The following is an 8,656-nucleotide window of genomic DNA, read 5'->3' on the forward strand; positions in this document are numbered from 1 at the left end:
CTATTATATGGTCAATTTCTTTAACGATTTGATGTGAAGGAGATTCATATGTGGAGCAAAGGGTTCATTAAGAACTATGGTGATAACGGGTTATCCGATCAATATCATGTTCCCATTCTGCAATTGCTTCTGCGTACTTCTTCGCCCCATTTCTTTGTGATTTGAACCTGCGTATAAATTCTGCTAATTTGTTGATAACCTGTTGTGTAGGATACTCATTTAATATTTCTGTTTGTAGGATCTCCCACCTCTTTTTCCTACTTATTTTCGTAGAATACCCTCTTTCACTTAGGAATGAAGTTTTCGGATAATCATTCAAAGAGGATTGGGCGCTATTCTTTTCCGTTGTATGAAGAGAGGGAACAACAAGAGGATTCGCGTACTTTTTCAAGAATTCAACAGCTTCTTCGAAATCATATTGTTGGCCTAAATCTATTGCTGTTTGTCCATTTTCATTTCTTAGGTTAACGTTTGCCCCGTGTTCGACTAGCATTTTCATATAGTCAATGATCACCTCATTTCCATCGATGATGTAGTCTTTATACTTAAAAGCCATCATCAGTGCAGAATTTCCCTCATTATCCTGAAGGTTTACATCCGCTCCTGAATTCAAAAGTACCTCACTGCATGCTAAAAAATCATTCTCATGCTCGAGTTCAAGACTGAATAAACAGAGCATCAAAGGAGTTTCCCGATAAGAGTTCCTTTGATTTACATCCGCACCTCTGAAGATTAGATATTGGAGAAGTTCTTTGTCCCGACTTATAGCTGCGACATGTTGAAGAAGTGAGAATCCCTCAGAGTCAATCTTATGTATGTCAGCTATTTTATGAAGGAGTAGTGCAGCAACCTCCCTATTATCCATATCAATCGCTTGGATTAATGGAGATAAATTATTCTCATTAAAAATGGCGCCGCTCTCCAGCAGAATAATAACTGTCAAAACATCACACGTAGCAGAAGCTTTATACAAAGCCTGTGTTAAATCATTCTGTGAAAAATAATTCATCTCTATAAGTTCCATGACCACAATATGATTCCCCATCAAAGCAGCTTTCTTTAATAAACCCAATTGCTTATCAATATCGCATTTTATATGGTAGTTCTCCTTTAATAACCATTGCGTGATAGAGGAAGATTCTAAATCTAAGGACAAATACAAAGGATCATCTTTCAAATCTGCTGTAAGTAACGCATCCACATTATCCTCTAGGTACTGAATACATTCACTTGTATTTTCTTTTTGAATTGCTCTTTTGATATTCAATCGATTCACACCCTTTATCCAACCATTCCATTTACTAATTAGAAAAGTTTATTCATATTTTTTTAGATTGAATAGAAACACCTCAGTCAATCTTCTCATAACACTGCCATATAGTACCTCATTGATAAAAAAACCTTAATTAAAAGAGGCAAATTTTTCCTCATGTTTTACTATAAGAAGAAAAACTCACCATTTTAAATTCGTATCAACTTTCCATAACTCTCCCCAAGTTTTTTTAGCTCTTGTTGGTAAAGATAGGGGTGAACTTGACTTCTGACTACAGTGTCTAGAATATGAGGGAGATCTGTTTCAATAACAATATCGACATTGCTCAGCCATTCCTCTAATTCGTTTCTCTTATTTAATAAGTATTGTTGCTTCTCTCTGTGCTTAAGATTCATAACATGTAAAACATTCTTGAGTACATCATGTTGAATCAATTGCTTTTTCACCTTGCCATAGGTTTCTTCCCGCTGATCTACTTTCTCAGGAATAACAGTTAATACTTTAGTCAGCAGTATATTTATATCGTTGTACACCTGTTCACGTTCTTTCTTTGTGTACAGTCTTTTTACGTGTCTCACTATCTTCCCACCATGATAAGCTCCTGCAAGTCCTAAAAACATAGGCATGACTACAACTCCTGCTGGTCCAAGAACAGGTCCGATAAGAACACCAACCCCTTTGCCTCCCATAGCAGCAACACTTCTTGAAACAGTCTCATTTACGACATTCCATCCAGCTAAACGCATGGATAATCCATCAGAAAGCATTTTGTATCCGTTGGATAAGCTGGATAAAGCTAACGTTATTATCGGAATATCGAGCTCTCCAACTTCTGCTGCACTTTCAATAGAATGATAGGTCATTTCCTCCACTATTTCATTTGAAACTTCAGTACTATAAACGAGGGGATGCTCGCTTAAATCAGGCATGAGTTCACTATTTACGAGTACAGGAATATCCGGATATTTACGAAAGTGTTCATATACTCCACTTGGATCTGATAAACACTTTACTTGAAACGGTTGACCATCAACTATTAGATCATACCCAGCTTGATTTGATGATGAGGGAAAGCTGACATCATGACCTTTCCCTTGTAATTCCAAAGCAACCAATTGTTCAGCTGTGTACCCTTTCAAGCGCGTTAATTCTCCTGCAAGACTGAGATCAAAACCTTCACTAAACAATTGAAATGTAAAGAAGCTGCCTACCTCTTCTTCCCTAGCAAAATCAACGGCATTGATAACCTCTGGATGAATCATAAAATAATCATACATAATATCCAAGAAGGATAGACTAACGGTAGCCGCACTCGTTGATGTGTCCTTGCGAAAGAGCTGATCAATGACTGCACGGGTGCCCCTCGCCTGTGTTTCTAGTGTCATTTTCACTGCATCTTCATAAGACTCAGCTTCCCAGAGGGATATGAAGTGATTCCACTGTCCTTTATGCATTTATAAAGGCCTCCCAGTCTGGTTCTAGTAATGGGTTAGCTCCAAGCATGATATGCATGAAGACAACTGGGGCCATTGCCTTTTTCATTTTATTATTCTGCCACTTAAGTAAGCCTCCCCCACCAATTAAAAGAGCTGGGAGAAAGACGAAAGGATTAGCTATAATAGCTACGGTGGATGTCAAAGTGGCATAGGCTGCAAAAGGAAGTGTAATGCCGATCAAGCCGAAAACACTTGCTAGAACTGTGGTTAATGTTGTGTAAAAAGCAAATCCTGAAACTTGTACGATGGCAGCAAAAACAACTGTCGTTCCATTGGATAAAATCAACTGGCGAATCGTTGAACTTGTTACTTGGAAAATGCCTAGTTCATGTGCGATTTGTTTCTGTTTTTGCTGAGGGAGACTTCCAATGAACTCTTCTAATGCGTCCCCAATTTGATGCAATTGGAAGTCACTTATCTTTTTATCACTAATTGATTCAATCAAACGATGCATTTGATACTCCATGATAAGTTCAATCCGCCTAGGATCCTTACCATTAATGAAATGAGCAAACTTTTTATTATTTCGCTTCATCTCTTCATACATCGCACGAATGATTCGGTCACACTGATCAACAACATCTTGCTTCGTATAGGTCTTATTAATAGGAATCTTATACAAACCCAACAATTCATCTAATAGCATTTTTTGAAGTAGAATATGCGGGGTATATCGATATCTACGAGTTTCTCTTCCTATCATATCCATGACTTCCGAGCCCGTATTTCTATTCCATTGATCTTTAGCAAAAGGAATTAATATTTTCATAATAGAAGTATTATGTATGAGCGCATAATTGAATTTCAAAGAGTCGTGGTCCATCACTAATAAGGACTCGGCCATGGTCACACTATTCATTACCTTCCCCCCATTCTCATATCTTTTTTCAATTTTATATTAAACAAACCTCCTTAAAAGGAGGTTTGTGCTGAGAAAGCTTACTTGTGTACTAATTGCAAATCTTCATTGGTAATTTTAATTCTATATAAGTAATTTTCTATTTCTCTCTTTAATAAGTTGATATCATCCTGTTCTGCACCATTTACAAAAGAATCAACAATCATCGTTTGGATGTTTTCTTTCACTTTTTCATTCTGTGTTGAATATTTTTCTCTTAGTGAATACAGTATATCCTGTACATATTCACCCTTGACTTCTTTAAAGACATCATCAATATTCTTCTCAGCTAAATTTTTCTCTGATTTGAATTTCAGCGCTGAAGAAACCACCCCGATTGTTGCCCCAACAAATAACATTGGAGGGATAAAAGCAGACACTGCCATTCCCGCTGTAACTGTAGCAGCGGCGGGCCCTAATGCGGCAGCATAAAAGGCTGATGCTGCTCCAGTTGCACCGCCTAACCAAGCTCCCTTAGAAGCACCTGCTAATAAGTCAGCATCCCCATCGTTCAACCCCTGACTATGAGTGATTTTCAGCTCTAATTCTTTCTCTGCCTCATTCTTAAATTCATATATTTCTATTTGAACGTCTTTTTTAACTTGTTCAAGTGCTTCTTCCCATTCTTCGGCATACATTTCATCTAAACGAGTTATTTTTTCATTTAATATGTTCGATATGTAAGCTTCTGAAAAAATAGATTGAAGATGGGAATCCACTTCCTTCTTATCTTTCTTCAAACTCCAGTATCCTGAATCTTGGATAATCTTTTTCATATCTTCTTTTTCTTCATTTAAGAATTCATGTTTATACCAATTTTCAAAACTATATAGAATATGGTTGTAGATTCTAGAGCTATACATATCAATCTTTTTATATATGTTATTCATTTGTTCTTCTAAGAATCCAACGGTTTTTAGATATTCTTCATGGAGGAGAAGATCTCTATTTAACAAAGATTGAGCTGAACTGAAGATCACGTCTTTCTTTACTTCCTCAGATTTAGAGCTTATATTCGCATGTATGTATTCCAACAAATGCTCAAAACCTGACTCTTCCAATAGGTCATCGTCAGCCGACATGACTGATTGGTTTGCCTTCCAGGCAGAAATAGCTATAACCGACTCCACGAACATTCCTATCTCTTCATCCAAATAGTCGATGAGCACTTCAGGATCCTCATCGATTTCATCAATTCTATTTATAACCGCTATGATCGGCTTTCCTAGACGATTGACCTCAATGAGGGCCTCTTCAATATCAGATTGACCTAAGTGATGCCCATTAAAAACCCAAAGGACAACGTCTGTTTCAGCTACATAATCTTTGGTACGATTTGAATTATCTTCTGTAATCGTTTCTAACCCAGGGGTATCAACAAGAGTGAACTCTTTTAAATTCGAAATTGGAAAGCCAAATTCTACACTTTTGCTTCTATTGAAAAACTCTTGATTATTATTGTGCTCTCCCAATTTATTGTAAATTTCTTCTGGCACACCTTCTATGGAGTGATCATCTAAATGGATGGCTCCATATTCTTCAGGGTGATATTTGATTTCAATCACTGCACCTGTGGCTTCAGCAACATCTGTCGGAGATACATTACTCCCGGCAAAAGCATTCAGTAAAGTTGATTTCCCCGCCTTCACTTCCCCCATGATTACCACTTTCAGTGATGAATCCACATTCTTAACAAGCTTATCCATTTTTTCCTCTTCAGCCTTAAATAGGTCTTCATCAATGACTACTGGAGCTTGACCATCATCTTTTAAACGCCTGCGTAATGGGGAAGCGTCCAGCGCTTCTTTTGCTTTGAATATTCTTTGCAAATCATTCATTTGTCTCACCTCATAGAAATAGTTTTCTTGTCCTTCATAATCAAAGTTATTAAATCAGGATAGTCCATAGGCTTTGTAAAGACCTCAAATAACTGGTCAAGAGAATGTTCTACTGCTTTACTAGATTCATAGGAACCATGAAGATTAATAAATGTTTGATTGAGCTCTTTATTGACATTGCTTTCAGCTTTTTCTCGCCTGTCATTAAGATCCATTAATAATTTTTTTTCAATTTCTCCGACATGTTTATTAATTGCTTCTACTAAGTCCCGTTTTAATCCACCACTCTTAAAGAACTTTGCAATCCCTTTATTCAACCCTAGAAACCCCGTGACCCCGGCCAAAAGTAATCCTAAAGGTCCAAAAATCAAACCGCCAATGGCAGCAAATCCTGCACCGGATGCAAGACTGAGATCATCTGTATTTAACTGTGATGTATTCACACGATAGGAAATGTTTTTCTTGGATAATCCAGAGATTTCTTCGAACATTTTATTTATTTCATTAGGATCGATATGCTTATATTCTGTGAACACAACCTCTGCAATAAGTTGTTTCATTCTATTTTCGAGTTCACTACCCCAATATTTATGGAACTTTTCCAACTCTGGCTCTAGTTCCGTAAGACAAAATAGATAATCCTTGATATAAGTTTCTCGTTCCTTATCTGTCTCCAAATCGAATAACACATCGGCTTTAGCATCAATACGTACTTCTGCACTCTCAATAAATGAAGAGGTTATATGTTTTAATTCTTGTTGGAAATCTGTTTTTAACGTTTTGAAATGATCATCGATTTTATCTTTTCTTTTTCCATACTCTCTTTGTTCCGCCCTTAACCTATTTAAGTATTTTTTTATTAGGCTCGAATCATCCATCAACTGATGCTTTATTTGTTTGAATCCGACTTCTCTACTTTGAAGTTGAATTTTTTGAGCATTTTCATAAAAATTCTTATCTATAGATTCGACTAGGGTTTCAATGCCGCTTTCTCTTTTCAGAGGTCCATTACTATCCAGAATTCCAGCCATCCCCTGTTTTGCAGATATACAAATAAACTGATCAAAATACTTTCCCAAGACTCTGTTTGCTTCCTTTATTACCTTCTGTTCCGCTTCTTCCCCACCATTGTTACGCACTAAATCGATACGATTAAGCACAGCAACGATGTTATCCGTTTTTCCGCCGATTTTATTCAAAGATTTTTCCAGTTCCTCAACCATGTCTTTAGATTTTTTAGAAGCTAGTTTAGTCGCATCGAAAATCCAAATGACCCCGTCAGCCTTATGGTAGTATTTCTGAACGCTGACAATGGTATCTCCAGAAAGGTTCTCTTGCACAAGCCCTGGGGTGTCCACCACCATAAATTTCTTTGATAAGTAACTGGTTTTTATAGGCCACCTGACTTCCACTACACTAGATTGATATAAAAACTCTTTTCTTAAGTAATCTTCGGTTTCTTTCACTTCTTCTTTCGTTTTTAATTCTTGTAAAACTTTTTTTAACTCGGATTTCACTTTCTTTCTACTTTGCTTTGTTTTGTTCTCTTCTTCCTCAATAAACACTCTCGTCTCATCAAATGATTTATACTCTGTTTCACCATTTTTATAAACGATTACGCACGTATTAGGTGATAAAGTAGTATCATACACATCCACTTTCCACGTTTTGGGTCTTACATCAATGTCCGCCACTTCCTGCTCAAGTAAGGCATTGATCAGAGTCGATTTCCCATAATTACCCATGCCGACGATGAATAATTCAAATGTCTTATCTAACCCCTCAATTAATTCTTCCATATTAAAATTAAATGCTGAAAGTTCATCTAATACCGGGTGCACTAGCCTCGCATTCTTTTCTTCAACTTCATCGTAAATGTCTTGGTAGACGTTATGTATTTCGTTCTTTAAAAATTTAAAATGAGTCTGCATACGAGCTTTAACAAATTCCCTGTTCTTTTTAGCGAGGAGTACCTTTGTACGTCTCTTTTGATAAGTCATCCTACTGATTCCTTTCTTCCTAACCCATTAGAAAAGTAATGCCAACACAACCACTATTCCTAAGCCAATAATTATTTTATTTTGAACATCGACTTTTTCTTTTAATGATTTTGTCAAAAGGTTTGAGTTTTTTTGGAGGAATTCGATATCTTTTCTCATTGCATCCAATCCAGATTTATATTCACTTATATCATTCATAAACGCTTCTTTCGTATCAGTTAAATCTGAACTTACCTCCTTTAATTTTGCATGTTGGTGATCCAACTCTTTGACTCTTTCATGGTACTTGCCATGAATATCTGTCAACTTCTCATTTACGGTTTCAATAATTCGATTGGACATGGCATTATATACATTATTGATGTTGGTATATAACTTCTGTCTAGTATTTTCTATTTCTATGATTAACTGTTCCATTTGGTCAGAAGTTGTCTTGATTTTTGGCAGCTGAATTTCATGTTGGTTATATAGTTCGTCAAATTTTTGAAGGACTTCTTCTTTTAAAACCGTATGGCTCACATCCTTTATTATCAAAGATGTATGATCATACAACTCGCTTTTCACCTCTCTTATTTCCTCAATTAAACTTCGAAGACCTTTAGAATTCTCATCTATGAGAGGAAGTTGTTTTTCATAAGAGGCTTTAATTGATTCCAACTTTACAAATACAGTTTCTTCTAAAGTTTGATGACTTACTTCTGTTATTAACTTCGAAATATTTTCATATAAATCATTTTTCGTAGTTATCATTTGATCGGAGACTCGAGATATATCACCTGTCGATTTCTCCAAAATGGGGAGTTGTGCTTCATATTTGTGAAAAACTTCATCTAAAGGAGTCGTTATGATGCTAGACATCACACGATTCGTAATTTCGTGACTAACATCTTCGACAATATCCTGAAATTCTTGATATAAATTTTCTTCAATATCTTCTAAATCATTTACGCTTAGTTCATTTTCCTTTAATTCAGCTGACTGTGTCATAAGTTTTATCTCCTTCTCTTTAAAATTACTAAAATATTTATAATCTACTGCTTTAAGTATGAAAGAACAAAGACGAAAAGCCTTCCATTCCTTTTATCGGGTCTAATCTACACTAAATAAAGGAATTTAAAGGAAAACATAAAGATATAAAGAATCATAAATAA

General features: G+C 36.0%; 6 protein-coding genes. All 6 read right to left on the bottom strand.

Annotation, left to right across the window (positions count from 1 at the left end; all coding sequences use genetic code 11):
• Positions 1-67: 67 nt before the first annotated feature.
• The 6 genes from DYE48_RS06500 to DYE48_RS06525 all read right to left on the bottom strand — a co-directional run bounded on the left by DYE48_RS06500 (position 68) and on the right by DYE48_RS06525 (position 8,492).
• A complete protein-coding gene (locus tag DYE48_RS06500; RefSeq protein WP_115822922.1) occupies positions 68-1,267 on the bottom strand; it encodes an ankyrin repeat domain-containing protein in 1,200 nt (399 codons plus the stop codon).
• 194 nt (positions 1,268-1,461) lie between these two features.
• Positions 1,462-2,727, bottom strand: coding sequence for a hypothetical protein (locus tag DYE48_RS06505; protein WP_115822923.1), 1,266 nt, complete (start codon positions 2,725-2,727; stop codon positions 1,462-1,464).
• On the bottom strand, positions 2,720-3,628 hold the full coding sequence (locus DYE48_RS06510) for a hypothetical protein (protein ID WP_115822924.1): 909 nt from the start codon (positions 3,626-3,628) through the stop codon (positions 2,720-2,722). Before DYE48_RS06510 ends, DYE48_RS06505 begins: the two co-directional genes overlap by 8 nt.
• Positions 3,629-3,708: 80 nt before the next feature.
• Positions 3,709-5,505, bottom strand: coding sequence for a dynamin family protein (locus tag DYE48_RS06515; RefSeq protein ID WP_115822925.1), 1,797 nt, complete (start codon positions 5,503-5,505; stop codon positions 3,709-3,711).
• 5 nt (positions 5,506-5,510) lie between these two features.
• The gene (locus DYE48_RS06520) at positions 5,511-7,505 is read right to left on the bottom strand and encodes a dynamin family protein (RefSeq protein ID WP_115822926.1); all 1,995 of its coding nucleotides are present in this window, start codon (positions 7,503-7,505) and stop codon (positions 5,511-5,513) included.
• A gap of 27 nt (positions 7,506-7,532) precedes the next feature.
• Positions 7,533-8,492 (bottom strand): hypothetical protein, encoded by a 960-nt coding sequence (locus tag DYE48_RS06525; RefSeq protein ID WP_115822927.1) that lies wholly within the window; start codon positions 8,490-8,492, stop codon positions 7,533-7,535.
• Positions 8,493-8,656: the final 164 nt, after the last annotated feature.

The sequence above is a fragment of the Halobacillus trueperi genome (genome assembly GCF_003386945.1).
Lineage (GTDB): Bacteria > Bacillota > Bacilli > Bacillales > Halobacillaceae > Halobacillus > Halobacillus aidingensis.

Bases quoted from the DNA above. Each gene is read 5' to 3' on its own strand.
- DYE48_RS06520 (WP_115822926.1), bottom strand. From the start codon at position 7,505: ATGACTTATCAAAAGAGACGTACAAAGGTACTCCTCGCTAAAAAGAAC.
- DYE48_RS06525 (WP_115822927.1), bottom strand. From the start codon at position 8,492: ATGACACAGTCAGCTGAATTAAAGGAAAATGAACTAAGCGTAAATGAT.
- DYE48_RS06510 (WP_115822924.1), bottom strand. From the start codon at position 3,628: ATGAATAGTGTGACCATGGCCGAGTCCTTATTAGTGATGGACCACGAC.
- DYE48_RS06515 (WP_115822925.1), bottom strand. From the start codon at position 5,505: ATGAATGATTTGCAAAGAATATTCAAAGCAAAAGAAGCGCTGGACGCT.
- DYE48_RS06505 (WP_115822923.1), bottom strand. From the start codon at position 2,727: ATGCATAAAGGACAGTGGAATCACTTCATATCCCTCTGGGAAGCTGAG.